31 protein-coding genes are annotated in these 26,151 nt (G+C 58.8%); 17 read left to right on the plus strand and 14 right to left on the minus strand.

The window, feature by feature from the left end; genetic code table 11:
* The first annotated feature begins 13 nt into the window (after window positions 1-13).
* The 12 genes from lptE to lipA all read left to right on the plus strand — a co-directional run bounded on the left by lptE (window position 14) and on the right by lipA (window position 10,915).
* A complete protein-coding gene (lptE, locus tag Q9R34_RS00995; protein ID WP_485892043.1) occupies window positions 14-607 on the plus strand; it encodes an LPS assembly lipoprotein LptE in 594 nt (197 codons plus the stop codon).
* Complete coding sequence (holA, locus tag Q9R34_RS01000; RefSeq protein ID WP_485892044.1) at window positions 604-1,635, plus strand: DNA polymerase III subunit delta; 1,032 nt, start codon at window positions 604-606, stop codon at window positions 1,633-1,635. Before lptE ends, holA begins: the two co-directional genes overlap by 4 nt.
* The gene (gene nadD / locus Q9R34_RS01005) at window positions 1,628-2,272 is read left to right on the plus strand and encodes a nicotinate-nucleotide adenylyltransferase (RefSeq protein WP_485892045.1); all 645 of its coding nucleotides are present in this window, start codon (window positions 1,628-1,630) and stop codon (window positions 2,270-2,272) included. The genes holA and nadD overlap by 8 nt, the downstream gene beginning before the upstream one ends.
* Before the next feature lie 119 nt (window positions 2,273-2,391).
* On the plus strand, window positions 2,392-2,709 hold the full coding sequence (gene rsfS, locus Q9R34_RS01010; protein WP_434123877.1) for a ribosome silencing factor: 318 nt from the start codon (window positions 2,392-2,394) through the stop codon (window positions 2,707-2,709).
* A gap of 3 nt (window positions 2,710-2,712) precedes the next feature.
* A complete protein-coding gene (gene rlmH / locus Q9R34_RS01015; RefSeq protein WP_485892046.1) occupies window positions 2,713-3,183 on the plus strand; it encodes a 23S rRNA (pseudouridine(1915)-N(3))-methyltransferase RlmH in 471 nt (156 codons plus the stop codon).
* 34 nt (window positions 3,184-3,217) lie between these two features.
* On the plus strand, window positions 3,218-5,122 hold the full coding sequence (gene mrdA, locus Q9R34_RS01020; RefSeq protein ID WP_434123878.1) for a peptidoglycan DD-transpeptidase MrdA: 1,905 nt from the start codon (window positions 3,218-3,220) through the stop codon (window positions 5,120-5,122).
* Between the two features lie 8 nt (window positions 5,123-5,130).
* Entirely contained in the window at window positions 5,131-6,243 is a 1,113-nt protein-coding gene (gene mrdB / locus Q9R34_RS01025; RefSeq protein WP_434124125.1) for a peptidoglycan glycosyltransferase MrdB, read from the plus strand.
* A 10-nt stretch (window positions 6,244-6,253) separates the two neighbouring features.
* Window positions 6,254-7,333: an endolytic peptidoglycan transglycosylase RlpA gene (rlpA, locus tag Q9R34_RS01030; protein WP_485892047.1), complete on the plus strand. Its 1,080-nt coding sequence runs from the start codon at window positions 6,254-6,256 to the stop codon at window positions 7,331-7,333.
* A gap of 130 nt (window positions 7,334-7,463) precedes the next feature.
* Entirely contained in the window at window positions 7,464-8,675 is a 1,212-nt protein-coding gene (dacA, locus tag Q9R34_RS01035; RefSeq protein WP_434123881.1) for a D-alanyl-D-alanine carboxypeptidase DacA, read from the plus strand.
* 100 nt (window positions 8,676-8,775) lie between these two features.
* Complete coding sequence (gene ybeD, locus Q9R34_RS01040) at window positions 8,776-9,039, plus strand: DUF493 family protein YbeD (RefSeq protein ID WP_033751835.1); 264 nt, start codon at window positions 8,776-8,778, stop codon at window positions 9,037-9,039.
* A gap of 81 nt (window positions 9,040-9,120) precedes the next feature.
* Entirely contained in the window at window positions 9,121-9,780 is a 660-nt protein-coding gene (gene lipB, locus Q9R34_RS01045) for a lipoyl(octanoyl) transferase LipB (protein ID WP_485892049.1), read from the plus strand.
* A 169-nt stretch (window positions 9,781-9,949) separates the two neighbouring features.
* Window positions 9,950-10,915: a lipoyl synthase gene (lipA, locus tag Q9R34_RS01050; protein WP_434123883.1), complete on the plus strand. Its 966-nt coding sequence runs from the start codon at window positions 9,950-9,952 to the stop codon at window positions 10,913-10,915.
* Between the two features lie 103 nt (window positions 10,916-11,018).
* On the opposite strand, the gene tatE is transcribed toward lipA, so the two are convergent.
* The 6 genes from tatE to Q9R34_RS01080 form a co-directional block, all read right to left on the minus strand.
* Complete coding sequence (tatE, locus tag Q9R34_RS01055; protein ID WP_216493130.1) at window positions 11,019-11,222, minus strand: twin-arginine translocase subunit TatE; 204 nt, start codon at window positions 11,220-11,222, stop codon at window positions 11,019-11,021.
* Between the two features lie 103 nt (window positions 11,223-11,325).
* Complete coding sequence (locus Q9R34_RS01060) at window positions 11,326-12,096, minus strand: amino acid ABC transporter ATP-binding protein (RefSeq protein ID WP_485892051.1); 771 nt, start codon at window positions 12,094-12,096, stop codon at window positions 11,326-11,328.
* Window positions 12,093-13,049 (minus strand): amino acid ABC transporter permease, encoded by a 957-nt coding sequence (locus tag Q9R34_RS01065; RefSeq protein ID WP_485892052.1) that lies wholly within the window; start codon window positions 13,047-13,049, stop codon window positions 12,093-12,095. The genes Q9R34_RS01060 and Q9R34_RS01065 overlap by 4 nt, the downstream gene beginning before the upstream one ends.
* Complete coding sequence (locus tag Q9R34_RS01070; RefSeq protein ID WP_485892053.1) at window positions 13,046-13,933, minus strand: ABC transporter substrate-binding protein; 888 nt, start codon at window positions 13,931-13,933, stop codon at window positions 13,046-13,048. The genes Q9R34_RS01065 and Q9R34_RS01070 overlap by 4 nt, the downstream gene beginning before the upstream one ends.
* Before the next feature lie 21 nt (window positions 13,934-13,954).
* Entirely contained in the window at window positions 13,955-14,749 is a 795-nt protein-coding gene (locus Q9R34_RS01075; protein ID WP_096073883.1) for a deaminated glutathione amidase, read from the minus strand.
* Window positions 14,749-15,717, minus strand: coding sequence for a substrate-binding domain-containing protein (locus Q9R34_RS01080; protein WP_434123887.1), 969 nt, complete (start codon window positions 15,715-15,717; stop codon window positions 14,749-14,751). Before Q9R34_RS01080 ends, Q9R34_RS01075 begins: the two co-directional genes overlap by 1 nt.
* A 131-nt stretch (window positions 15,718-15,848) precedes the next feature.
* On the opposite strand from Q9R34_RS01080, the gene Q9R34_RS01085 reads away from it, so the two are divergent.
* Window positions 15,849-17,204 carry an aminotransferase class I/II-fold pyridoxal phosphate-dependent enzyme gene (locus Q9R34_RS01085; protein WP_485892054.1) on the plus strand — a complete coding sequence of 452 codons (1,356 nt, stop codon included), beginning with the start codon at window positions 15,849-15,851 and terminating at the stop codon, window positions 17,202-17,204.
* Here Q9R34_RS01085 and Q9R34_RS01090 read toward each other — a convergent pair.
* The 3 genes from Q9R34_RS01090 to pagP form a co-directional block, all read right to left on the minus strand.
* Entirely contained in the window at window positions 17,188-17,613 is a 426-nt protein-coding gene (locus tag Q9R34_RS01090) for a GNAT family N-acetyltransferase (RefSeq protein ID WP_485892055.1), read from the minus strand. The two genes, Q9R34_RS01085 and Q9R34_RS01090, sit on opposite strands and share 17 nt — an antisense overlap.
* A gap of 254 nt (window positions 17,614-17,867) precedes the next feature.
* A complete protein-coding gene (cspE, locus tag Q9R34_RS01095; protein ID WP_033751857.1) occupies window positions 17,868-18,077 on the minus strand; it encodes a transcription antiterminator/RNA stability regulator CspE in 210 nt (69 codons plus the stop codon).
* 151 nt (window positions 18,078-18,228) lie between these two features.
* Window positions 18,229-18,798 carry a lipid IV(A) palmitoyltransferase PagP gene (gene pagP, locus Q9R34_RS01100; protein ID WP_485892056.1) on the minus strand — a complete coding sequence of 190 codons (570 nt, stop codon included), beginning with the start codon at window positions 18,796-18,798 and terminating at the stop codon, window positions 18,229-18,231.
* A gap of 412 nt (window positions 18,799-19,210) precedes the next feature.
* On the opposite strand from pagP, the gene Q9R34_RS01105 reads away from it, so the two are divergent.
* Window positions 19,211-19,423 (plus strand): ECs_2282 family putative zinc-binding protein, encoded by a 213-nt coding sequence (locus Q9R34_RS01105; protein WP_434123891.1) that lies wholly within the window; start codon window positions 19,211-19,213, stop codon window positions 19,421-19,423.
* Between the two features lie 17 nt (window positions 19,424-19,440).
* Here Q9R34_RS01105 and Q9R34_RS01110 read toward each other — a convergent pair whose 3' ends face one another.
* Window positions 19,441-19,530, minus strand: coding sequence for a small membrane protein YohP (locus tag Q9R34_RS01110; RefSeq protein WP_445260702.1), 90 nt, complete (start codon window positions 19,528-19,530; stop codon window positions 19,441-19,443).
* Window positions 19,531-19,781: 251 nt separating this feature from the next.
* On the opposite strand from Q9R34_RS01110, the gene Q9R34_RS01115 reads away from it, so the two are divergent.
* Window positions 19,782-20,027 carry a hypothetical protein gene (locus Q9R34_RS01115; RefSeq protein ID WP_434123893.1) on the plus strand — a complete coding sequence of 82 codons (246 nt, stop codon included), beginning with the start codon at window positions 19,782-19,784 and terminating at the stop codon, window positions 20,025-20,027.
* A 50-nt stretch (window positions 20,028-20,077) separates the two neighbouring features.
* A complete protein-coding gene (locus Q9R34_RS01120; protein WP_434123894.1) occupies window positions 20,078-20,296 on the plus strand; it encodes a hypothetical protein in 219 nt (72 codons plus the stop codon).
* A gap of 33 nt (window positions 20,297-20,329) precedes the next feature.
* Here the strand turns inward: Q9R34_RS01120 and gntT are convergent, their stop codons facing one another.
* The gene (gntT, locus tag Q9R34_RS01125) at window positions 20,330-21,646 is read right to left on the minus strand and encodes a gluconate transporter (RefSeq protein WP_434123895.1); all 1,317 of its coding nucleotides are present in this window, start codon (window positions 21,644-21,646) and stop codon (window positions 20,330-20,332) included.
* A 290-nt stretch (window positions 21,647-21,936) separates the two neighbouring features.
* On the opposite strand from gntT, the gene Q9R34_RS01130 reads away from it, so the two are divergent.
* Window positions 21,937-23,094, plus strand: a complete 1,158-nt coding sequence (locus Q9R34_RS01130) for an iron-containing alcohol dehydrogenase (protein WP_485892058.1) — start codon at window positions 21,937-21,939, stop codon at window positions 23,092-23,094.
* Between the two features lie 30 nt (window positions 23,095-23,124).
* On the opposite strand, the gene Q9R34_RS01135 is transcribed toward Q9R34_RS01130, so the two are convergent.
* The 3 genes from Q9R34_RS01135 to Q9R34_RS01145 form a co-directional block, all read right to left on the minus strand.
* Window positions 23,125-23,952 (minus strand): Cof-type HAD-IIB family hydrolase, encoded by an 828-nt coding sequence (locus Q9R34_RS01135; protein WP_485892059.1) that lies wholly within the window; start codon window positions 23,950-23,952, stop codon window positions 23,125-23,127.
* Between the two features lie 161 nt (window positions 23,953-24,113).
* Window positions 24,114-24,572, minus strand: coding sequence for an RcnB family protein (locus tag Q9R34_RS01140; protein ID WP_434123898.1), 459 nt, complete (start codon window positions 24,570-24,572; stop codon window positions 24,114-24,116).
* Between the two features lie 776 nt (window positions 24,573-25,348).
* Window positions 25,349-26,050, minus strand: a complete 702-nt coding sequence (locus Q9R34_RS01145; protein WP_434123900.1) for an EAL domain-containing protein — start codon at window positions 26,048-26,050, stop codon at window positions 25,349-25,351.
* Window positions 26,051-26,151 lie beyond the last annotated feature (101 nt).

Consider the following 26,151-nt stretch of genomic DNA (forward strand, 5'->3'; position numbering starts at 1 on the left):
TTCAGGAGGAACTGTGCGACATCTGATTATCAGGCTGTTTGTCCTGTTGGCGGTGATGATCACCGCCGGCTGTGGTTTTCATCCGCGCGGCACCACCCAGGTGCCGAGCGAGCTGAAAACGCTGATCTTGAACAGCGGCGATCCGTACGGCCCGCTGGCGCGCACGGTGCGCCAGCAGCTGCGTATCAACAACGTCACTATCGTTGAAGATACCAGGCAGAATCGTACCGATATCCCGACGCTGCGCCTGGGCGCTGAAACGCAGGGCCGCGACACCGCCTCGGTGTTTATCAGCGGTACGACGGCGGAATACTCGCTGATGATGAACGTGACGGCGCAGGTTCTGCTGCCTGGCAAAGGCATCTATCCGATCAGCACCACGGTGTATCGTTCGTTCTTCGATAACCCGAACGCGGCGCTGGCGAAAGATGCCGAGCAGGATATGATCGTGCAGGAGATGCGTCAGCGCGCCGCAGAGCAGCTGGTGCGTAAGCTGCTGACCGTGCATGCCGCGCAGGTGAACCAGAAAGAGACGCTGCCGGCGTCGGCCAGCGAACCTGCGGTGCCCGCGCCAGCCTCCTCCTCTTCCGCTACCAGTACGCAATGATCAGGATCTATCCTGAGCAACTCGGCGCGCAGCTCCGTGAGGGGCTGCGCGCTTGCTATTTGTTAGCCGGAAACGAGCCGCTGCTGCTGCAGGAGAGCGCTGACGCGGTTCGCGCCGCTGCCGTCGCGCAGGGGTTCGAGGAGCATCTCAGCTTTACGCTTGATGCCCAGACCGACTGGGAAAGCCTCTTTGCCAGCTGTCAGGCGCTCAGCCTGTTCGCTCAGCGCCAGACGATGACGCTGCTCTTCCCGGAAAACGGCCCCAACGCCGCGATCGCCGAACAGCTGAATAAGCTGGCGGGCCTGCTGCATGCCGATATTTTGCTGATTTGCCGCCTGGCGAAGCTGACTAAAGCCCAGGAGAACAGCGCCTGGTTTAAAGCGCTCTCCGCCCATGGCGTGCTGGTGCCGTGCCAGACGCCGGAGCAGGCGCAGCTGCCGCGCTGGGTGGCGACGCGCGCCAAAAGCATGAAGCTCTCGGTAGACGACGCGGCGATCCAGCTGCTCTGCTACTGCTATGAGGGCAATCTTCTGGCGCTGGCGCAGGCGCTGGAGCGCCTGTCGCTGCTCTGGCCCGACGGCAAGCTGACGCTGCCGCGCGTGGAAGAGGCGGTCAGCGATGCGGCGCACTTTACCCCATTTCACTGGGTGGACGCGCTGCTGGCGGGCAAAAGCAAACGCGCGCTGCACATTCTGCATCAGCTGGAAAAAGAGGAGAGCGAGCCGGTTATTCTGCTGCGCACCCTGCAGCGCGATTTGATGACGCTGCTCCACCTGCAGCGCCATCAGGCGCAGCAGCCGCTGCGCGCATTGATGGATCAGCAGCGCATCTGGCAGAATCGCCGCGCGCTGTTTACCGAGGCGCTGCAGCGCGTAGATGGCGTGCGCCTGCAGCGCGCAATTCGCCTGCTGACGCAGATTGAACTTACCCTGAAGCAGGATTACGGGCAGCGTATCTGGCCGCAGCTGGAGACGCTCTCTCTGCTGCTCTGTCATCGACATTTTCCTGCGAGCTTCGCCAGTGTCTGAACTTCACGCCCTGTTCGGCGGCACCTTCGATCCCATCCACTTTGGTCATCTACGGCCGGTAGAGGCGCTGGCGCAGCAAACCGGCCTGGCGCGCGTGCTGCTGCTGCCCAACAACGTACCGCCGCACCGCCCGCAGCCGGAAGCGAGCGCGGCGCAGCGCGTTGAGATGCTGCGCTGCGCCATTCAGGACCGGCCGCTGTTCGACATCGATACCCGCGAGCTGCTGCGCGAAACGCCGTCGTGGACGGTGGCGACGCTGGAGGCGCTGCGCGCCGAACGCGGGCCAGAGCAGCCGCTGGGATTTATCATTGGCCAGGACTCGCTGCTCAACCTGTCGGGCTGGCACCGCTGGCACGATTTGCTGTCGCTTTGTCATCTGCTGGTGTGCAAACGTCCCGGCTATCCGACCGAGATGGCCTCGCCGGAGATGCAGCGCTGGCTGGAGGAGCATCTGGCCGTTAATACCGCGCAGCTGCATCAGCAGCCCGCCGGTTTTATCTGGCTGGCCGATACCCCGCTGGTGAACATTTCTGCCACGGAAATCCGGCAGCGCCGTCACGCTGGCCTGTCGTGCGAAAAGCTGTTGCCGCCAGCCGTTATTGATTATATCGACCACGCTGGCCTCTATCTCAAATAAGCGCGCGCCGGGCGTATATCGCACAGGCAAAGGCGTGCTATACTGCGCGGCTTAATTTTTTGGCTGCCTTATCGGGGCCAGCAGCCGGCCCGCTACTATCCGTATTAAAGGGGAACCTTTTGCAAGGTAAAGCACTCCAAGAGTTCGTTATTGATAAGATTGATGATCTTAAAGGTCAGGATATCGTCGCGATCGACGTTCAGGGTAAATCCAGCATCACCGACTGCATGATCATCTGCACCGGCACCTCGACGCGCCACGTCTCCTCTATCGCCGATCACGTCGTGCAGGAGTCGCGCGCCGCCGGTTTGATCCCACTCGGCGTGGAAGGCAAAACTGCTGCTGACTGGGTGGTGGTCGATCTGGGCGACGTCATCGTGCACGTCATGCAGGAAGAGAGCCGCCAGCTTTATGAGCTGGAAAAACTCTGGAGCTGACGCGTGAAACTGCAGCTTGTGGCCGTGGGCACGAAGATGCCCGACTGGGTGCAAACCGGTTTCACTGAGTATCTGCGTCGTTTTCCCAAAGATATGCCGCTGGAGCTGGTGGAAGTGAGCGCCGGAAAACGCGGCAAAAACGCCGATATCAAGCGTATCCTGGAAAAAGAAGGCAAGGCGATGCTGGCCGCAACCGGCAAGGGCAACCGTATCGTAACGCTCGATATTCCCGGCCAGCCGTGGGAAACGCCCCAGCTTGCACAGCAGCTGGAGCGCTGGAAACAGGACGGCCGCGACGTCAGCCTGTTGATTGGCGGCCCGGAGGGGTTATCGCCCGCCTGCAAAGCCGCCGCCGAGCAGAGCTGGTCGCTTTCCGCGTTGACGCTGCCTCATCCGCTGGTGCGCGTGCTGGTCGCTGAAAGCCTCTATCGCGCCTGGAGCATCACCGCCAATCATCCTTATCATCGTGAATAACCGGTAAGGCTAACCCCGACATTTTAAGTAGCGGATGAAATTACAAAGCAACGCCTTTCGCGATTACAGTGCCGAGCAAAAACTCTTTGTCCGTCGGGCGTTAATTGCGTTCTTCGGAATTCTGGTGCTCTCCAGTGTGCTGGTGGTCAATCTTTACCACCTGCAAATCCTGCGCTTTGAAGATTACAGTACCCGCTCTAACGAAAACCGCATCAAGCTGGTGCCGGTGGCGCCGAGCCGCGGCATTATCTACGACCGCAACGGCACCGCGCTGGCGCTTAACCGTACCATCTATCAGGCGGAGCTGGTGCCGGAAAAAGTCGACAACCTCAGGCAGACGCTGGAAGATCTGCGCCCGGTACTGGATATCACCGACGAGGACATCGAGGCTTTCGACAAAGAGCGCAAGCGCTCGCGTCGCTTTACCTCGATTCCCGTTAAGGTCGGCCTTAACGACGTGCAGGTGGCGCGTTTCGCCGTCAATCAGTACCGTTTTCCCGGCGTTGAGGTGAAAGGCTATCAGCGTCGCTACTACCCCTACGGCCCGACGCTGACGCACGTCGTCGGCTACGTCTCCAAAATCAACGATCGCGACGTGGCGCGCCTCGATAAAGAGGGCAAGTGGCCGAACTACGCCGCGACGCACGATATCGGCAAGCTGGGCATCGAAAGCTACTACGAAGATGTGCTGCACGGCATTACCGGCTATGAAGAGGTCGAGGTGAATAACCGCGGCCGCGTGATCCGCCAGCTGCACGAGCAGTCGCCACAGGCGGGGCGCGACATCTGGCTGACCATCGATCTCAAGCTACAGCAATACATCGAAACGCTGCTGGCCGGCAGCCGCGCAGCGGTGGTGGTCAGCGATCCGCGCACCGGCGAAATTCTGGCGATGGTCTCCACGCCCAGTTACGATCCCAATCTTTTCGTTGACGGTATTTCGAGTAAAGATTACCGCGGCCTGCTCAATGACGAAAACCGCCCGCTCTATAACCGCGCCATTCAGGCTTCCTATCCGCCCGCCTCGACGGTGAAGCCCTATGTGGCGGTCTCCGCGCTGAGCGCTGGCGTCATCAACCGCAATACCAGCCTGTTCGATCCGGGCTGGTGGCAGTTGCCTGGCTCGGAAAAGCGTTACCGCGACTGGAAAAAGTGGGGCCACGGCCGCCTTAACGTGACCAAATCGCTGGAGGAGTCGGCGGATACCTTCTTCTACCAGGTGGCGTATGACATGGGTATCGATCGCCTGTCGGAGTGGATGAACAAATTCGGCTACGGCCACCGCACCGGCATCGATCTGCCGCAGGAGAGCGCAGGCAACATGCCCACACGCGACTGGAAGATGAAGCGCTTTAAAAAGCCATGGTATCAGGGCGACACCATTCCGGTCGGCATCGGCCAGGGTTACTGGACCGCCACGCCGCTGCAGATGAACAAGGCGCTGATGATCCTGATTAACGACGGCGTGGTCAAAGTGCCGCACCTGCTGCGCGCCACCCGCGAGGGACGCACCATGGTGCCCTGGCGTCAGCCACCGGGCGAACCCATTGGTGACATTCACTCCGGCTACTGGGAGATCGCCAAAGACGGCATGTACGGCGTAGCGAACCGCGCAAACGGCACGGCGCATAAGAGCTTCGCCGATGCGCCCTATAAGATCGCCGCCAAATCGGGTACCGCGCAGGTCTTTGGCCTGAAAGAGAACGAAACCTACAACGCGCACAAGATCGCCGAGCGTCTACGCGACCATAAACTGATGACCGCGTTTGCCCCCTATGACAAACCGCGCGTCGCCGTCACCATGATTCTGGAGAACGGCGGCGCAGGCCCGGCCGTCGGCACGGTGATGAGACAGATTCTCGACCACATTATGCTGGGCGACAACAATACGGCTCTGCCGGACGCAGCCCCTACCCCGCCCGGCTACGAAGGTGAATAACGATGTCGATGAATGACAGCCCGCAGAAAAGATCGATCTGGATGCGAATCCATATTGACCCGCTATTTATGCTGGTCATCCTGGCGCTGCTCGCCTATAGCGCCATCGTAATCTGGAGCGCCAGCGGCCAGGATCCAGGCATGATGGAGCGTAAAATCGGCCAGATTGCGATGGGCCTGGTGATGATGCTGGTGCTGGCACAGGTGCCGCCGCGCGTCTATGAGGGCTGGGCGCCCTATCTCTATATCGTCTGCGTCATCTTGCTGATCGCGGTGGACGCTTTCGGCCATATCAGTAAAGGGGCGCAGCGCTGGCTCGACCTCGGCGTGGTGCGCTTCCAGCCCTCGGAAATCGCCAAAATCGCCGTACCGCTGATGGTGGCGCGCTTTATCAACCGCGACGTCTGCCCGCCGACCTTGAAGAATACCGGCATCGCGCTGATCCTGATCTTTATGCCGACGCTGCTGGTCGCGGCGCAGCCCGACCTCGGCACCTCTATCCTGATTGCCGCCTCCGGACTGTTCGTGCTGTTTCTTTCCGGCATGAGCTGGAAGCTGATTGGTGTGGCGGTGCTGCTGGTGGCGGCCTTTGTTCCGGTGCTCTGGTTCTTCCTGATGCACGACTACCAGCGCGACCGCGTGATGATGCTGCTCGATCCGGAAAGCGATCCGCTCGGCGCGGGCTACCATATTATTCAGTCTAAAATCGCGATTGGCTCCGGCGGATTGCGCGGCAAGGGCTGGCTGCACGGCACCCAGTCGCAGCTGGAGTTTTTGCCGGAGCGTCACACCGACTTTATCTTTGCCGTGCTGGCGGAAGAGCTCGGTCTGGTGGGCGTGCTGATCCTGCTGGTGCTCTACCTGCTGCTGATCCTGCGTGGGCTGGTAATCGCCGCGCGCGCCCAGACCACCTTCGGCCGCGTGATGGCGGGCGGATTAATGCTGATTTTGTTCGTCTATGTTTTCGTTAATATTGGCATGGTAAGTGGTATCTTACCGGTGGTGGGCGTCCCTCTGCCGCTGGTCAGCTATGGCGGCTCGGCGCTTATCGTCCTTATGGCGGGATTCGGCATCGTTATGTCGATCCATACTCACAGAAAAATGTTATCTAAAAGCGTTTAAGAGGCTGCACATGCGTAAGGAATGGCCTGCTGTTGCTCTGGCACTACTGGTTTTGACTGCCTGTACCACCACTCAGGAACCGCAAAACACCGCGCCGCCGCAACCGGCCTATAGTGGCCCGGTGGTGGAAATCCCGGGCGTCGAGCCAAAATATGAGCCCGTTAATCCCGGCACCAGCCAGGATTACAGCGCGAACGGCAAGTCTTACCGTATCGTGAAGGATCCCTCTAACTTCAGCGAAGTGGGTTTAGCCGGCTGGTACGGCGAGGAAGCGCAGGGCAAGCACACCGCTATCGGCGAAAGCTACGATCCCGATGCGCTGAGCGCGGCGCACCCTACGCTGCCGCTGCCCAGCTACGTGCGCGTGACCAACCTCGCCAACGGTCGCCAGATCGTGGTGCGCGTCAACGATCGCGGTCCTTATACGCCGGGACGCATTATCGATCTGTCGCGTGCGGCGGGCGATCGCCTCAATATCTCTAACAATAGCCGCGTGCGCGTCGACTACATCAAGGTTGCGCCGGATGGAACCCTCTCTGGCCCCGGCACTATTGGCACCGTAGTGGCGAAGCAGAGCTACGCCCTGCCCGCCCGCCCCGATCTCGGCGGCAACGGCGTGATGAACGGCAGCAGCGCACCTGCCGCCGCGCCGGTGCCGGCGCAGGATATTCGCGCCGTTGATAACCGTACCCTGCAGAGCAACGGCGAGATGGGCGCACCTGTCAGCAGCAGTGGCTTCCTCGGCGCCCCGCAGCCGCTGGCAAATGGCGTGCTGGAGGGCAGCGAGCCTGCGCCACAGCCAGTCGCCGCGCCTGTGGCCGTACCCGCGCCGGTCGCCAGCAGCGCGACCGCGCAGCCGTCCGGCAGTTTCGTGGTGCAGGTGGGCGCTATTAACGACGCCGCGCGCGCGCAGCAGATGGCGCAGAGCCTCGGCGCAAAATATGGCGTGCCCGGCTCGGTGGAGAATGCGGGCAACAACGTCTATCGCATTCAGCTCGGCGGTTTTAAAAACCGCGCCGACGCCGCTGCCCTGCAGCAGCGCCTGAACGCCAACGGCCAGGCTTCATTTATCACCAGCGCGCGTCGTTAAACACACGGCTTGCCGCGCCGGACATCTCTGCTAACAACAGAATGCCAAAGCCAGATGCCTGTAAAACAGGCATTTGCTATGATGAGCCACTTTTTTTTAACCTTAACTCACGGATGTTGTAGTCCATAACATGAACACGCTGAAACCCTCTCGTTTTCTGAAACGCCTGACAGTGGGATCACTGGTCGCCTTTTCACTCAGCCACGTAGCATTTGCTGATGACGTTAACCTTAAAACGATGATCCCGGGCGTGCCGGATATCGATGCCGAAGCCTATGTGCTGATCGACTACAACTCGGGCAAAGTGCTGGCCGAGAAGAACGCCGATGCCCGTCGCGATCCCGCCAGCCTGACCAAAATGATGACCAGCTATGTAATTGGTCAGGCGGTCAAAGCAGGCAAGATTCACCAGGATGATATCGTGACCGTCGGCAAAGACGCCTGGGCGACCGGCAATCCGGTGTTCAAAGGCTCGTCGCTGATGTTCCTGAAGCCGGGCGATCGCGTGCCGGTTTCCCAGCTGACGCGCGGTATCGTGCTGCAGTCGGGCAACGACGCCTGCGTGGCGATGGCGGACTACGTCGCCGGCAGCCAGGATGCCTTCGTCGGCCTGATGAACAACTACGTGAAGGCGCTGGGCCTGCAGAATACCCACTTCCAGACGGTGCACGGCCTGGACGCGGACGGCCAGTACAGCTCGGCGCGCGATATGGCACTGATCGGCCAGGCGCTGATTCGCGACGTGCCGGATGAGTATTCGGTTTATAAAGAGAAAGAGTTCACCTTTAACAATATCCGCCAGACCAACCGCAATGGCCTGCTGTGGGATACCAGCCTCAATGTCGACGGCATTAAAACCGGCCACACCGAAGCGGCAGGCTACAACATCGTCTCTTCCGCTACCGAAGGCCAGATGCGTCTGATCTCGGCAGTGCTGGGTGGCCGCACCTTCAAAGGACGCGAAGTCGAGAGCAAAAAGCTGCTCACCTGGGGCTTCCGCTTCTTTGAAACCGTGGCGCCGCTGAAGGCGGGCAAAGAGTTTGCCTCTGAGCCGGTCTGGTTCGGCAACAGCGATCGCGTACAGCTGGGCGTGGAAAAAGACGCTTACCTGACCATTCCGCGCGGCCGTATGAAAGATTTGAAAGCCAGCTATGTGCTGACCAACAGTGAACTGCACGCCCCGCTGCAGAAAAACCAGGTGGTAGGCAGCATCAACTTCCAGCTTGACGGCAAGACCGTAGAACAGCGCCCGCTGGTGGTGCTGAACGAAGTGCAGGAAGGCGGATTCTTCAGCCGCATCATCGATTACATCAAGCTGATGTTCCATCACTGGTTCGGCTAAATGGCCTGGCGGTTGAAAAGTCGCCACGTCGTCGCCATAACTACGCTATGATAATGCTCCCGCTTCGGCGGGAGCCTGTTTTTTATGCACCGGAGTCAATATGAAAACCAAACTGAATGAACTGCTCGAATTCCCTACCCCTTTTACCTATAAAGTGATGGGACTGGCGCAGCCGGAGCTGGTTGATCAAGTGGTTGAAGTGGTGCAACGCCATGCGCCAGGCGACTACTCGCCCGACGTCAAGCCAAGCAGCAAAGGCAACTACCACTCGGTATCGATCACCATCAACGCCACGCATATCGAACAGGTGGAAACCCTGTATGAAGAGCTGGGCAATATCGATATCGTGCGCATGGTGCTGTAAGTGCCGGCGTCGGCGAAGGGTCTTGGTCTTGCCCTTTGCCGACGTTATACTCAGCCTTTCCTCCTTAACCGGACCGCCGTTTTGTCAGCAGATACGCTTCTTATTCGTCAGCTCGGCCAGCGCGACTGGCAACCCGTCTCCGATGCCATGCATCAGTTCACCGATCGCCGTAACGGCGACAGCCGCGACGAAGTCTGGCTGGTGGAGCATCACGCCGTTTTCACCCAGGGACAGGCCGGCAAGGCCGAACATCTGCTGATGCCGGGCGATATTCCGGTGGTCCAGAGCGATCGCGGCGGTCAGGTCACCTATCACGGCCCGGGCCAGCAGGTGATGTACGTGCTGATTGACGTTAAGCGCCGCAAGATCGGCGTGCGCCAGCTGGTGACCGCGCTGGAAGAGACGGTGATCGGCACGCTGGCACACTTCGGCGTCGCGGCGCGCGCGCGTCCCGACGCGCCGGGCGTCTATGTCGGCGAGGCGAAAATCTGCTCGCTCGGCCTGCGCATCCGTAAAGGCTGCTCTTTTCACGGTCTGGCGCTTAACGTCGCGATGGATTTAACCCCCTTTCAGCGCATCAACCCCTGCGGCTACGCCGGGATGCGCATGACGCAGCTCAGCGCTTTTCAGCCCGGCGTCAGCCTGGCAGACGTGCAGCCGCTGCTGGTGGCCGCCTTCGCACGCCAGCTGGGCTTTACCCAGGTTGAGTGGCTGGCGGCTGAAACCGCGCCGCTGCCTTAACCGTGCATGCGACTTTACAAAATTGTAACTTTTCCCGCCGCCGGACGGCTGCTTCTGCCAGGCGGAACTGATATAATTTTTGAAATTTTATCAAATAAAGTTGAAAGCTTTACCACTGACCTGAAGGCGAAAGCTCTCGCTACGCAATCCGACCGGAACCTGCAGACTTATGAGTAAACCAATTCAGATGGAACGCGGCGTCAAATATCGTGACGCAGATAAAATGGCGCTGATCCCGGTGAAAACCGTGGTGACAGAACGTCAGGAGCTGTTACGCAAGCCCGAATGGATGAAAATCAAGCTGCCTGCGGATTCCAGTCGAATCCAGGGCATCAAGGCGGCGATGCGCAAAAACGGCCTGCACTCGGTGTGCGAAGAGGCCTCCTGCCCTAACCTGGCCGAATGCTTTAACCACGGCACCGCGACCTTTATGATCCTCGGCGCCATCTGCACCCGCCGCTGCCCCTTCTGCGACGTGGCGCACGGCCGCCCTAACGCGCCAGACGCTGGCGAGCCGCTGAAGCTGGCGCAGACTATCGCCGATATGGCGCTGCGCTATGTGGTCATTACCTCGGTGGACCGCGATGATCTGCGAGACGGCGGCGCGCAGCACTTCGCCGACTGCATCAGCGCGATTCGCGAAAAGAGCCCGACCATCAAAATAGAAACCCTGGTACCTGACTTCCGTGGGCGTATGGATCGCGCGCTGGAGATCCTCACTGCCACGCCGCCGGACGTCTTCAACCACAATCTTGAGAACGTGCCGCGCGTCTACCGCCAGGTGCGTCCGGGAGCCAACTACGAGTGGTCGCTGAAGCTGCTGGAACGCTTTAAAGAAGCGCACCCGTCGATCCCGACGAAATCGGGTCTGATGGTGGGCCTGGGTGAAACCAATGCGGAAATCATCGAAGTGATGCGCGATCTGCGCCGTCACGGCGTCACCATGCTGACGCTGGGCCAGTACCTGCAGCCGAGCCGTCACCATCTGCCGGTTCAACGCTACGTCAGCCCAGCCGAGTTCGACGAGATGAAAGAGGAAGCGCTGGCGATGGGCTTTACCCATGCCGCATGTGGTCCTTTTGTACGCTCCTCCTATCATGCGGATATGCAGGCGAAAGGTCTGGAAGTGAAATAAGCTCCGCCCTGTCGCAGGCAATAAAAAACCAGACGCTGTAAGGTCTGGTTTTTTTATGTCCGTGAGAAATAAATATTTACATCTATTCTCTGGCGGTCATGCATCACTCTTTATGGGTGACGCGCTCTGCCGGAACATCTTCAGCCGTTGTCCTGGTTGCGGTGGGTTCTTCATCTTTCATGGCTTTTTTAAAGCCTTTGATCGCGGAGCCCAGATCGCCACCCAGTGAACGTAACTTGTTGGTGCCAAAAAGCAGTACGATGAGCGCACCGATGATCAGCAGTTTGGCAATACTGATACCTTCCATACTTTACCTTTCAACCTAAGCGAAAATGAACAGTGCTATTTACGCGCAGATCGCCGCCAACCTCAACTAGATTCTGTAACAGAGTAAGATTGTTGATGCAGCGTTAAATAAAACGGCTCAGAAACGCCTGGGTTCGCGGATGCTGCGGCTGCGCAATCACCTGCTCGGGCGGCCCCTGCTCCACCACCACGCCACCATCCATAAATACCACCCGATCGGCCGCTTCGCGCGCGAAACCAATTTCGTGGGTCACGACGATCATAGTCAGTCCCTGATCCGCCAGCGTGCGCATGGTGGCCAGCACTTCGCCGACCAGCTCTGGGTCAAGCGCCGAGGTCGGCTCGTCGAACAGCATCAGCGTCGGCTTAATCGCCAGCGCGCGAGCAATCGCCACACGCTGCTGCTGACCGCCGGACAGATGCCGCGGCCAGGCGTCCGCCTTGTCGCTCAATCCTACCGTCGCCAGCAGCGAACGCGCATAGGCGATCGCCTCGTGACGCGGAAATTTATGCACGCCGATCGGCGCTTCGATAATGTTCTGCAGCACCGTCAGGTGGGGATAGAGATTGAACTGCTGAAACACCATACCGATCTTCTGCCGCTGGTGGGCAATCTTACGCGGCGAGAGACGATGCAGAATGCCCTTTTTCAGCTCGTAGCCAATCTGCTCATCTCCCACCATGATCGAACCGCCGTTCATATCTTCCAGATGGTTGATGCAGCGCAGAAAGGTCGATTTGCCCGAGCCGGACGGCCCGAGTATCACCACCACCTCGCCGGGAAAAACGTCGAGATCGATCCCTTTCAGTACCTGGTTATGGCCGTAACTTTTATGGACGTTACGCGCGCTGACCAGCGGCGCGACAGCACTCATAAATCCTCCTTCTGCAGCAGGCGCGCGCCGGAGAGCGGCGTGGATGCGCGCGATGTCGCCGCTTCTACCGTACGGCGCGTGCCGCGCGCGTAGTAGCGCTCTATCGCCGACTGGCCGACGTTCAGGATTGAGGTAATCAGCAGATACCAGATCACCGCCACCATCAGCATCGGGATAATTTCAAAGGTGCGGTTATAAATAGCCTGCACCGAATAGAGCAGGTCGCCCATTGCGATGACGCTGACCAGCGAGGTCGCCTTAATCATGCTGATCAGCTGGTTGCCGCTGGGCGGAATAATGGCGCGCATCGCCTGCGGAATAATGATGCGTCGCAGCGCGCGGCTGCGGCTCATGCCGAAGGCCTGGGTGGTTTCAACCTGGCCGTTGTCCACCGACAGCAGGCCGGCGCGGATAATCTCCGCCATATAGGCCGCCTCGTTCAGCGCCAGCCCGGCGATGGCCGCCGTCAGCGGCGTGATCAGGTCGTTGGTGTTCCAGCTCGCCCAGGTCACGGATGTCCAGGGCAGCGTCAACGAAAGCGTGGGAAACAGCGTCGACAGGTTGTACCAGAATATCAGCTGCACCAGCAGCGGCGTGCCGCGAAAGAACCAGATATAGAGGCTGGCGATGCCGCTCAGCAGCCGATTTTCCGACAGACGCCACACTGCCAGCAGCAGTCCCAGCCCGGTGCCGAGGATCATTGAGATGACGGTCAGGCCGAGCGTGATTTCCAGCCCCTTCAGCACCGATTCCTCGGTAAACCACTGCAGCACCACCTGCCATTCGAAGTTAGGATTGGTCGCCACCAGCCAGAGAAAGTTGGAGCCGAGGATCAGCGCCACAATCCAGGAGACCCAGCGTCCCCAGGCGGGCGCGCTGCGGGCGAAAGCCACGTCGCGCTGCTGCACGTCGGGCCTGTCCGTGGCTCGTGTATTGTGGATGTCTGAACTCATTTTACTGCCCCTTTCGCCAGGTTGAGACCCGGCGCGCCAATCATATTGCCGTCCAGCTTCCACTTTTTCATGATGGCGGCGTAGGTGCCGTTTTGGTAAAGCAACTTATAGCCATCCAGCACCACCTGGCCTAACGGCGATCCTTTCGGCACCACCGTGCCCTGGAAAATATCGCCGAAGCCGTTTTTCTGCCCTTTGCCCGCCAGCTCAAGCTGACCGCTCGCCTGCTCAATAAAATATGTCAGCGGCGCCTGCGAGGAGAAGAAGGCGTCAGATCGCTTCGAGCGTACCGCCAGAATCGACGAAGGCTGATCGGTAAAGGATTGCACCACCACGGCCGGTTTACCTGCCGCCACGCACGCTTCCGACTGTTTGCGGATCACCTGCTCTGCCGATCCCGCCGCCATCACCGCGATGCGTTTGCCGCAGGTATCCTCCAGCCCGTTAATCTTTTGCGGATTGCCTTTTTGTACCCCGAACACCACGAACTCCTGCACGAAGTCGATAAAGTCCACTTTCTGCTGACGATCCGGGTAGTCCCCAATCGGGCCGATCGCCAGCTGATAGCGCCCCGAGTTAATGCCGGAGAGCACGCCAGAAAGACCGCTGACCGTGGCGTGTTCGATTTTCACCCCCAGCAGCTGGCTCAGCGCGCTGCTGAGGTCGGCGGAAGCGCCGTCCATGGCGTGCGGGCCGTTGACGATTTCATAGGGCGGAAAGGATCCGTTGTTAACCGAGATCATCTTGCCCGCCTGCTTAATGGCGTCGGGCAGGCGGTCATGCAGTCCCTGGTCAACCTGCTGCGTTGGAATAGCCTCGGCGGCGTTGGCCAGCGAGGCGTTCAGGCCAAGCGCCAGCAAAATGGCGGTTGCACTCTTTTTCACGGTGATTTCTCCCAGACGTGCTTATTCTGTTTTAAGTTCTGGACGGGCGAAGCGACGATTTTCCAGTACCGGCAGCACGCTGCGCGCATAGGCGATACGCTGCGGATCGAGCTCTGCAAACACCAGCGCGGTCGACTCCGGCGCTTTGGCGATGGCGACGCCCAACGGATCGACGACCAGGCTGTTGCCGATATTGCGCGGTCCGCACTCGCCCACCGCTACCATATAGCAGGTGTTTTCCAGCGCGCGCGCCGTGGTGAGCAGCTCCCAGTGCATCTCTTTCAGCGGACCTTTCACCCAGGCGGCGGGCAGCACCAGCACCTCGGCGCCGTCCAGCGCCAGACGCCGCGCCAGCTCAGGAAAACGCACGTCGTAGCAGGTCATCAACCCCACCTTCATGCCGGCGACCTCAACCAGCGGCGGGATAGCGGCACCGGGATTAACGCGCTGTGATTCCTGCATGGCGAAGGCGTCGTAAAGGTGCAGTTTTTCATAGGCGGCGATGATTTCGCCGTTGCGCAGCGCAACCAGCACGTTCAGCGCTTTGTCGCCCTCAGTCGGCACATGAATGCTCATCATGGTGGTCAGCGCGCTGTCACGGCTTTTTGCCAGCAGCTGCGTCAGAAACGGGCCGTCCAGCGGCTGGGCCGCTTTCAGCACCAGATCGGGATCGGCGATATCACGCGCCAGCACCCCTTCCGGCAGCACCAGCAGATCGGCGCCGCCCGCTTCGGCGCGCGCCATCAGATCGAGGCAGATAGCCGCGTTTTCCTGCCACTCGCGGCTGACCGCGAACTGCCCCATCGCTACTTTCATCATATGTCCCCCTTGCTGGCCGCCGGGAAGAGCGCTTCCGGCGTCAGGCGCGTTTTCGTTAAACCCTGCAGATAAAGCTCATCGGCGAAGTCGGCAATCATCTTCTTGTTAACCTCAAACCCGTTCTGATTCCAGCTGGCGGGCAATTCCTGCGCGGTGCGTCGCAAATCGTCCAGCAGCCAGGGCGTGGTGTCGGCGTACTTCTCCCGCTTTTGCATCCACAGCCGCCATGAGCGATCGATAATCTCGCTGAGCGCCTGCGGCAGCCAGGGGTGCGCCTCGGCCAGCGCCGGCTTGAGCGCCAGGATATGAATACCCGGCACATAGCCGACGCGGCGGAAATAGTCGCGCTCCGCCTGCTGGAAATCGACCTGTAGCTGACGCAATCCGGAGTCTGGCAGGAAAAAGCCTTCCGGCATAAAAGGCGTAAACAGCGCGTCCAGCTCCCCTGCCCGCAGCAGATCGAGCAGCGGACGCTCGCCCGGCGCCGCCTCGATGCGGCCTGGACGGCCAAAGCCTGCCAGGCGATCGACAACAGGATGCGCCTCCGTCAGGCGACCGGCATACCAGTAAGCATCGTCGATCTCTATGCCCGCCTCGCGCAGCACGGCACGCGTCCAGGTGTTGCCGGAGTCCTGCCAGCCGGTGACGCCGATACGCTTGCCTTTCAGCTGCGCTGGCGTCGTGAGCGGGCTGTCGACGGTGGTGATAATGCAGCGCTGACGAAAGCCGCGCATCAGAAAGTGCGGCAGCCCGAGCAGGCCGGTTTCGCCGCGCGCGCGTCCCTGGGCATAGCGGCTGAAAGAGACTTCACCGCCCTCATAGTCGGAACTCACTGCCAGGTTATCGACCAGCGTGCCGACGCGGTCAATCACTAGCTCAAAGCCCTCCGGCCGCAGGTCGCCCAACGCCAGCGGCGTAAAGTAATCCCAGTCGCGCACGGCCAGTCTGACGGTTAATCTGCTCATGTTTGCCCCGTTAGCAGGCAGCGCCCTGCGGCACCGCTGTTTTATTCATCAAATAGTGCTTGAAATTGATACTAGTTCGGGAATACTAATCTAAACAATCATTAATTCGTTACTGAACAAAGTATTTTCTTATGACGCAAACGGTGGATATCGACTGGCTGAGCGAGCAGATAAGCGACGCCTCAGTAAAAGGCATTGCGCTGGCCGCTTCCACGCTGATCCGCGAGGGCAAGATTACGGTAGGTATGCAGATGCCTGCCGTACGCGAGCTGGCGGAGAAGCTGGGGGTCAGTCCGGCAACGGTGTCGGCGGCCTGGGGGCAGCTTAAAAAACATAAGGTGCTGGCGGGTAAAGGACGCAGCGGCGTCTGGGTGTCGGGCAATACCGTGATGCCGCGCCCAATTCGCTTTGAAAAGATCGGCAACTACGGCGACAGCATCCGCGCCGATCTGGCGATGGCCTCGCCCGATCCCGCGCTGCTGCCCGATCTGCAGCCAGCCCTACAGGCCGCGCTGCAGTCGCCGCATCTGAACAGCTATGTACGCGAGGCCATTTCGCCGGTGCTGTTGTCCGCTATTAAGCCGCGCTGGCCCTATGCGGCCGAAGCCTTTCTGGCGACGGACGGCGGCTTTGACGCGATGAATCTGGTGGTGCAGACGCTGGTATCGCCGGGCGATCGCGTGGTGATTGAGGATCCCACCGCCACGCGACTGCTGGATATGCTCGATAACGTCGGTGCGGAAATCCTGCCGTTAGCCTGCGACGATGAGGGACCGCTGCCGGAGATGCTTGCCGCGCTGCTGCAGAAGTCGCCGGTAATGGTGATTTACCAGCCGCGTACCCATTCCGCGACCGGCAACAGCGTCAGCGAAGCGCGCCAGGCCGCGCTGGCGCAGACGCTGGCGCACAGCACAACGCTGATTGTCGAAGATGACGGGCTGGGCGATCTCTCCGCGATCCCCGCCTGGAGCCTCGGCAATATTTTCCCTGACCGCACGCTGCACGTCCGCTCCTTTTCCAAAGCGTACGGCCCCGATCTGCGGCTGGCGGTGCTCTCCGCGACGGCGGAGATGGTGAGGCGCATTCAGGCGTGGCGTAACTTCGGCGTCAGCTGGACCAGCCGAATTTTGCAGGATAGCGTCGCCTGGCTGCTGCAGGACGCCGCCACGCAGGCGACCATCGCTGACGCGCGCGCGATCTATCGCCAGCGTCGCGAGCACATGCTGGCGGCGCTGGCGGCGCAGGGGCTGCGGCTGCCGATACGCGACGGCCTGAGCATCTGCATACCGGTGGCGTCGGAGCAATATGCGATGATCACTCTGGCGGCGCGCGGCATCGCCGTGCTGCCCGGCGAACGCTGTCGGCTGGGGCCGACGCAGTTTATCCGCGTCAGCATCGCCTGTTTGCAGGAGAGGCAGCTGGAGATGCTGGCCAGTGCGCTGGCGATTGCCGCCGGACGCGAGACGCGGCTTAGCTCAGACCTTTGATATGGTAGCGCGGCGACTCTTCATAGCCTTCGCGCAGGTAAAACTGATTCGCTTTGAGCCGCGAGGCGTGGCAGTGTACTTCCATACGGTCGCAGCCGCGCTGCATCGCCATCGCTTCGGCGTGCTGGAGCAGCTGCTGACCAACCCCCTTACTGCGCTCCCCTTCTGCGATGCAAAAATAGCTGATGCGCGCAAAGTCGCCCGCCAGCGCCAGCTGAGGAATAAAATGCATCGACAGGAATCCCAGCACCTGGGTGCCATGCTCCGCCACCAGCAGCATCTCGTCGGGATCGCTGCGCAGCTGGGCAAGACGTTTGTCGATAAAGCTCTCGGTGCCGCCATAGCCTAATTCGGCCAGCAGTGCACCGAGCGCAAAGCTGTCTTTCGCCTGTGCCTGACGTATATTCATCCTGCCTCCTGAAGAAGATAATGCTGCCGCTCTGTTATATAGCGTCAGCAACAAAAAAGCTGTAAATAAGGATTGTTATAATAATGTTATGAGGATTTTATGTGACTGGCGCCGTAGTTCGTGCGGCGTCAGGCATGCATAGTGCGCGAATCAGGTGAGGCGAATGCTGGTCAGCAGGTAGGGCAGGTTTTGCGCCTTTTTAAGGCATAAAAAAACCCGCCATAGGGCGGGTTTTTGAAATTCTGACTGTTAACTTACAGGCTGATAACGTTAGCAGCAGATGGGCCTTTGGCGCCTTCGGTGATTTCAAACTCTACGCGCTGACCTTCAGCCAGAGTTTTGAAGCCGTTGCTCTGGATAGCAGAGAAGTGTACGAACACGTCTTTGCTGCCATCTTCCGGAGTAATGAAACCGAATCCTTTAGATTCATTAAACCACTTAACGTTACCTTTAATCTTGGACATCTATATTACCTTTACATGAAAAATGGACACTAAACTGTGTCGCCATCTAGTACAGCAATTGCCGTGACATTTGTCCAGTGAGAATTGATGAAAAAGTGATAAATATCGCCTTTTTTTCACTTCTCCCCCGCCTGGCCGATGCCCCGAAAAGTTAAAACTGAAACCGCAGCCAGGCGAAGTAAACGTTGCCGTTATTGTAAGTGCCCGGAATATAGGTCATCTGAAAATTCAGCGGTCCATAACCTACCGACGCCAGCGGCAGCAGCGCGGGCACCGGAATATAGTGCCAGTTATCGCGCGCCGTGACGCCAGCGGTATAGCCCGCGCCGATATGGAAACGGCTCCCGTCGATGGGATGCCACGTCGCCTCCCAGCCGTAGCCGGTGAACGGCTCCCACTTGTTATAGGAGTCCTTGAAGGCCATCAGGTAGAGGCCGTGCCAGTTGCCCTTGTCGTCATAGCGCGAGATGCCGCCGCCCGCGCCCCAGGGGCGCTCATTGTAGCGCCGGATATGCTCGTCGTCGTAGGTCCAGCGATTATGCCAGGTGATGGCAGGCAGATAAAAATCGCTGTTCTGCGGCTGATGCCAGGTCTGCTGCACGTTGCTGGTAAAGGTATTCCAGCCGTTCTGTACAGGCGAAAGCGTCGCAGCCTGAAGGGAAGATGAAAAAATAAGCGCGGAGCAGGTGCCGACTATGGCGCCTGAAGAAAACCGGTTCACAACTCTTTTCCTGTATAAATCGGCGGCGCATCGATCGGCTTGCTCCTGTCCGATCGCTTACGTCCTGGTTGAATACAATCCTGCGTCAGGGGCGCGATTATATCTGACTGAAACCAAACCGAAACCAAACTGAAACCAAACTGAAACCAAACTGAAACCAAACCGAAAAAAGTGACGTTTTTAGACGCCTGTACAGGGCGGCTTGCGCCCTTTCAATGCCTTGTCAGGTCGCTTCTGGTATGCCACTCCGCGTCAACGTCACCCAAAGCAACAGTAACAACATGCAATTATCAAATAATTAAACATAAATTCAAAAAGATAACGCGCATTAATTGTTTAGGATTTTTGATAAATAAACTGGAGGGATTTGTTAGAATGTCGCCTGTTCGATTGAGGCAAGGAGAGCAGTAGTATGGTAATGAAGATTCGCTGCACCGCCTGTGGCAGTGCGAAGTTTACTTTTACCCACAATCTTTCAGCCGATCCGGCCTTTCATGGTGCACGCTGCGCCAGCTGCAATAAGCGCCTGACGGCACGTGATCTGCTGCCGAACACGTTCGGCGATCCTATCGCGCGCTGTCTGGTTGCGCAGGCATCAAAGAAAAGCAGAAGCAAGGGCACCTGAGCGGTGCCCGCGTTGATTCAGAAAATTAACTTAAATACGCCGGTCAGCGTTAGTAATCCAACAATGAAAATGATGGCGATAATCCACAAAATTATTTTCATATCCATGTTCCTTTGCCAGTAAAAAACCTTTCCAGATAAGAGTATAGACTGTCACTGCGTTTTTGCTGGGCTCCTTTCCACGCAGGCCTGCGCGCCTGCTCTCCAGATAAGCCTGAACTATTTTTGCGACGCCGGTCGCAGCAGCTCTTTTTTTAACCGCCTTACGCTTCGTTTCCCTCTTTTGCATCCGCTAAACTTTTAGCGGCAAAGGCAGGCCTCTGCGACGATCACCGTTAGATGAGCAAGAAGGAGACACCATGAGCATGATAAACACCAGTATGGGTCGCTACAGCCTCAAGGCGAAAAATGCTGGCGACCACATTAAAGGGTCTTTCGCTATCAATGATGAAGGCGGCACGCAGCTCAGCATGCAAGAGTTCAATGAGCACTATATTGATGATGTTATCAACAATGTCATCTACCCCGTGACCGGCGGTAATCGCGAAATTTCGCGCGCACTACGCGAGCAAATGGTCAAAGCCGGCTTTGAACAGCCGCATTAACCGCCTCTTTGGGCCACGCATTGTGGCCCATCTCTTCTCCTGAATTCTCAATGCTGAATGAAGCAGAAGCCTTTCTCGACTGGGTGAGGCGATCGCCGCAGAGCGGCAGCGAGCCGATTCAGGTGCCGGGAGAGTGGGAAGAGGCGAGTCGCGCGCAGCGCGAGGGAAACCTGCTGGGCGCCAGCAGCTGGAGGCAAATTTGCCTGGCGGCGACCCAGATGGGAATATCTGACGAGAAGCTGGCCGCGTTTCGCGCGCTGGCCAGCTAACACGCATTGCCGGGCGACGCCCGGCGGTGAAGCTTAAATCACCATCGACAGCAGCATACAGCCCACCAGACCGCACACCGAAATAATGGTTTCCAGCGCCGACCAGGAGCGGATGGTCTCGCCAATCGTCAGGTTGAAATACTCCTTAAACAGCCAGAAGCCGGGATCGTTGACGTGGGAGAAGATGACGCTGCCTGAACCTACCGCAATCACCATGAGCTCCGGGCTGGCACCGCTGCTGGCGATCAGCGGCGCGACGATGCCGCCCGCGGTAATCGCCGCCACGGTGGCGGAGCCGAGCGCAATACGCAGCACTGCGGCAATCGACCAGGCCATAAAGATCGGCGAAACGTTGCTCTCCTGCATCATCGCGGCGATATATTTATCGACGCCGCTGTCTACCAGGACCTGTTTGAACGCCCCGCCGCCGCCGATAATCAGCAGCATCATGGCGATAATTTTAATCGAATCGGTAATGGTGCCCATCACCTCATCCATGCTGCGTCCGCGATTGAGGCCAAAAGTAAAGATGGCGATCAGCACCGCAATCAGCGTCGCCATTACCGGGTCGCCGAAAAACTCCGCATAGGGCAGCAGCACATGCCCTTTCGGCAGCACCATTTCCGCCAGCGCGCGCAGCGCCATCAGCACCACCGGCACCAGCGCGGTCCAGACGCTGACGCCAAAGCCCGGCATCTCTTCTTCGCTAAAAGTTTTCGGGTTATAGAGCCCTTCCGGGATCGGTTTATCGATGCTTTTCAGGAAGCGGGCGTAAACCGGACCGGCGAGGATCACCGTCGGGATGCCGAGCAGCGTGCCCCACAGCAGGGTTTTGCCCATATCGGCGTTAAACAGCGTCGCGATCGCCGTCGGACCGGGATGCGGCGGCAAAAAGCCGTGCGTCACCGACAGCGCAGCCGCCATCGGCACGCCGACGTAGAGCAGCGGCACGCGCGCCGACGCGGCGATGCTGAAAACCAGCGGCAGCATCAGCACGAAGCCAACCTCATAAAAGAGCGCGAAGCCGACGGTAAAACCGGTCAGCACCAGCGCCCACTGAATATGCTGCTTGCCAAACTTCTCAATCAGCGTGGTGGCGATGCGCTGCGCGCCGCCGCAGTCGGCCAGCAGTTTGCCGAGCATGGCGCCGAAGCCCATAATCAGCGCCAGACTGCCGAGCGTGCCGCCGACGCCGTTTTTAATCGAAAGGATCACTTTGTTGACCGGCATGCCCTGCATCATGCCGACCACCAGCGCCACCAGAATGAGCGCGATAAATCCATTAAGTTTGAAGCGGATCATCAGCAGCAGCAGTAACGCCACGCCGAGCGCCACAATAAGTAAGGGCATAGGTTTTCTCCACCTTACTGACCGGCCAGCGCCAGCAGCATATTGTTATCATGAGTCCAAAACGGACATTGGGTACGGCATCGAAAAAAGGGCGTAACAGCCAGATACAACCTGTTACCAGTAACATGTTAAGGGTAACATCCTGATGAAAGCACCTCCCCGCACGGGCTGAATTTCTGTTTTGCGAAGGTGATCAACTTTTCATCGCCGTGTTATCAGAAAGTTTGCCGCTGCCGCCGTTCGGCTTTTGGTTACACTCTCTCTTTTCCTGATGACATAAGGATGTTGCGGTGAGTGAGAACCTGATCGAGCTGTACAGTAATCAACGAACCCTCTCTGGACGCGGCAGCATCAGTAAGCTGGTGCCGCTGCTGAGCGCCGATCCTCAGCCTACGCTGCTGTTCTGCGGGCGCTCTTTTCTTAACGGCCCCATCTATGCGCGGCTGAAAAGCGAACTAAACGATCTCATTATTGGTTATGAAATCGTGGCGCATGAAGCGTCACCGGCTGAGATTGACGCCTGGGTCACACGCTGGCGCGGCCACGTGGATCGCGTAGTGGCGATTGGCGGCGGCAGCGTGCTCGACGGCGCCAAGGCGTTCAGCGCCATGGTGCAGCATCCGCTTCCCACCGCGCGCTATCTGGAAAAGGTCGGCGATACGCCGGTGCAGGCGGTCACGCTGCCGCTGATCGCGGTGCCGACCACGGCTGGCACCGGCAGCGAGGCGACGCAGAACGCCGTGGTGACCGATCAGCATGACATCAAGGTTAAGGCGTCGCTGCGCCATCCGGTATTTGTGCCGCAGGTGGCGATTCTGGATGCGGATCTGCTTAAAGGTGCGCCCAATCAGGTGCTGGCGACCTGCGGCATCGACGCCTTTACCCATCTGTTCGAGGCCTATCTCTCCAGCAAGGGGAACCTGTTCACCCGACAGCTGGCGTTGACCGGGCTGCGCCAGTTTATTCAGGCCTGGCCCGCGCTGAACCGCGATGATGCGCAGGGCGACGCGGCGCGCGAAGCGATGATGATGGCCTCCTGGCTGGGCGGCGTCTGCCTCAGCAGCGCCGGGCTGGGCGTAATCCACGGCATCGCTGGCGAGCTGGGCGCCATCAAGCCTTATCATCACGGCGAAGTCTGCGGTCGGCTGCTCTTTCCGTTTCTCGATCTGCTGGCGGAAAGCGACGATGCGCAGCAGCAGCAGCTGATGCAGGATCTGCAGCAGCAGCTTTTCGCCACGCCGGAGGCGCAGCCCGCGCGCTTTTTGAAAAACTGGCTGCAGCAGCAGGCGATTGCGCCCTTCTGGCAGGCAGAACAGACGCTGAGCAGCGAAGAGATGGAGTGGATTCTGGCGCGCGCCAACAGTAAAAATTCGCTGGTGAACTACAGCCAGCAGGCGATGCGCGCGATGCTGACGCAGGCGTGGCGCGTGCTGCCCGCGCAGGCATAACGGGCAGCGCCGCCGCCGCCCGCGCAGTCTTCAGGCGAACGGCGGCGCGCCCGCCAGCATCGTCTCAATCACCTGCAGTACGCCCGCCTCGTTATTGCCGGGCGCAGCGTAGCGCGCCGCCTCTTTCACCCGCTGCGGCGCGTTGGCCATGGCGAAGCTGAATCCGGACTGCCTGAGCATCTCCAGATCGTTGCCGCCGTCGCCAAACGCCAGCACCTGCTGATGATCGATGCCCCAGCGCTGCGCCAGAATATTCAGGCCGTTGGCCTTGTGGTGGCCCGGCACGATAAGATCCACCGAGCCGTGACCGCTTGAGGTCGCCGCCGCCGCGCCCGCGTGCAGCCGCTGAATATCCGCCATCAGCGGCTCCACATAGTCGTCGGAGAGGTTAAGCGCGAACTTGAACAGCCGATCGTCGCCGGTCTCTTCCAGCGAGTCGATCGCTTTCAGCCGATGGCAGTAGTGGCGCATTTTCGCCAGCCACTGCTCTTCCACCACGCCACTGAAGTAGTAGGCGCTTTCGCGCCCGCACAGGATATAACGCAGTCCGGGATAGTTGCCGTTTTGCAGCGTATCCAGCACCGCGTGCACGTCCGGGCGAGAAAATGCGCCACAGAACAGCTCTTCTTCGCCATCCAGGATCCAGGCGCCGTTTTCCGCCACAAAGGCGATCTCGCTGGCGATAGCGGGAAAGAAAGATTTCAGCTGGTAGTACTGATTGCCGCTGGCGACGACAAACTTAATGCCGCGCGCTTTCATCTCTTCATAGCAGCGCATAAAGCGCGGGCGATCGTACTGCTTCTGGTTATCAAGAAAGGTGCCGTCCATATCGACCGCCACCATTTTTACCGCTGTCATCTCGACTCCTTATCCGGCGAAAGGGAACAGTGTGGAAGCAAAGCATAGCCTGGGGAGCGTGAAAAAAAGAGGAACAGGCGTGGGCGCAGGCAGCCGGTTTTTAGAAGAGCGAGGCGGGAACCAGGGAGAACGGGCGGCCCGGGGCCGCCCGAATGGCAGGCTTAGTTAAAGGCGTTGCCGAGGATCAGCGAGGTGATAATGCCGGTCGCGGCGGCAATCAGCACATAGTTGCCGTCGATATAGGACCAGTACTCGCCGCGCGGCGGCTCCGGCAGGCGGCGTGCGCGCCAGTCGTCTACCCGATAGTGCGGGCCGCGATATTCGTGCGGCATTGGGTGGCCGCGGCGAAAATCGTGTCCGTTCCAGGCGAAATGATCGCGATCGCGGTCGCGATAGTCCTGTCGGTCGCCATGCGGGTTGCCGGCAAAACGGTCGCGATCCGGGCCATGCCCCTGCGGACCACGGCCGCGATCGTCGTGGCGGTCGCCATCGCGACGATCGCCGTCATGCTGCCAGGGCTGGCCATGATGGTCGCCTGGACCATCAGCCCAGGAAACGGTAGAAATCAGTGAGCTGCATGCAATAAAAGTCGCGATAACGCGTAACGTTGTTTTTTTCATCGTAAACCTCCAGTGGCAACAGCGAATGTCGCGCCGTTGAGCGCTACTATCGGCGATCTGCATGGCGCTTTCATCTCCAAAACTCTTAAAAATCTGCAACTTACAGAACATTACGCCGTTTAGCGCTTCCTTAACACTCGGCAGAAATTATGGAGAGCGCGGGAGCGGCGGGCGGCGTGATGAACAGAATGGAGGCGTAACGCGTAAAATAGCGGTCGAAGAGTGAGGAAAAGAGACTCAGGCAGAAATGAAAACCCGACCGAAATCGACCGGGGGAATCGAAATTCCTGAATACCGAAAACCGGCTAATCCTTGCCAAATCAAGGAAAAAACTAGAGGAGACAACACCACATCACTAGTGTTGAGCAAAGAGATTAACACTGTCGCTATTATTTTGGCAGCGCTAACACTCCTGATTAGGATATTTCCTGATATATGCCTCATCGCACCCGCTTATATTTCGGCGTGAATCAGAAGCGCCATTAAATATCCCCTCGCAACATTTTAATCAGGCAAAACAGGTATGGGGTCTGACCAGAGAGCGGAATTAATTATTTGCCCTATTAATTTGTCTGCTAAATATTGCCCTGTGGAATTTTTTGCACGCGGCCTGGCGGTTTGCCCGGCTACCGCGTCAACACGGCGCGTAACGAAGTCCAGCGCGAACGTAAAAACAACCTTATTTTCGTTTTATTTACGTTTTACCCGCCCTGCTTAGCCAGGCTCATTCATTGCGCGCTTTTTAACGAAAGCGATAGCGCGCGCAATAAAAAGCGTCAACCGAAAAGCTGTGGTAAATCCTCTATCTCCAGCGCGCTAAAATAGTGTCCCTGCAGACCGTAAAGCGGAATATCTTCCAGCGTCGCAAGATCCTCTTTATTCTCGACGCCCTCTACGATGATCTGCGGACAATAACGCTGAATATTGGCCATCAATACCGAAAAGATCGATTTATCCTTCTGCTCCCAGAAAAAGCGCTTGTCGATTTTTACCGCCTCAAACAGGCCGGTATAAAGTGCTGCCAGATTGGCGAAGCCGGTACCGAGATCGTCGAGAAAGAAACGAATGCCGCGCGCCTTTAGTCGATGCAGCGTGTCGCGCGCCTCGCGATCCTGATGAAAGTCGATCGCTTCAGAAACCTCTAACCGTACGACGCTGGCGGTGCTGAGCAGCCAGCCCAGCCGCACATCCTCCTCCAGCATGGTCACCATGTCGCGGTCTACATTGATACTGACGAACAGGTTGCGCGCCTCAAGCAGCGCCACGACCGGCGACAAATCGCTCAGCTGCTCATAGAGCAGATCGCGCTTTTCGCTGCGCGGCATATTTTCAATCACCATAAAGGGATTGCGCGATTTCCCCGCCAGGGAGGTATAGCGCGTCAGCAGTTCAAACCCGACAAAGCGGCCGCACTGCGACATAACCGGCTCAAGAATAAATTTTTTACTCAGCGTAGAGGCCAGGGAGTGTGAATTCATAAATACCTCGGGCAGAGCCTGAACGGCAGCGTTCTGTGCAGAAAGCCCGCTGGCTAACCTGACGGCGACGCTACCTTATTGATCGTCTGTTTTGCACTCCC

The organism is Enterobacter sp. BRE11, assembly GCF_031844285.1.
Lineage (GTDB): Bacteria > Pseudomonadota > Gammaproteobacteria > Enterobacterales > Enterobacteriaceae > Pantoea.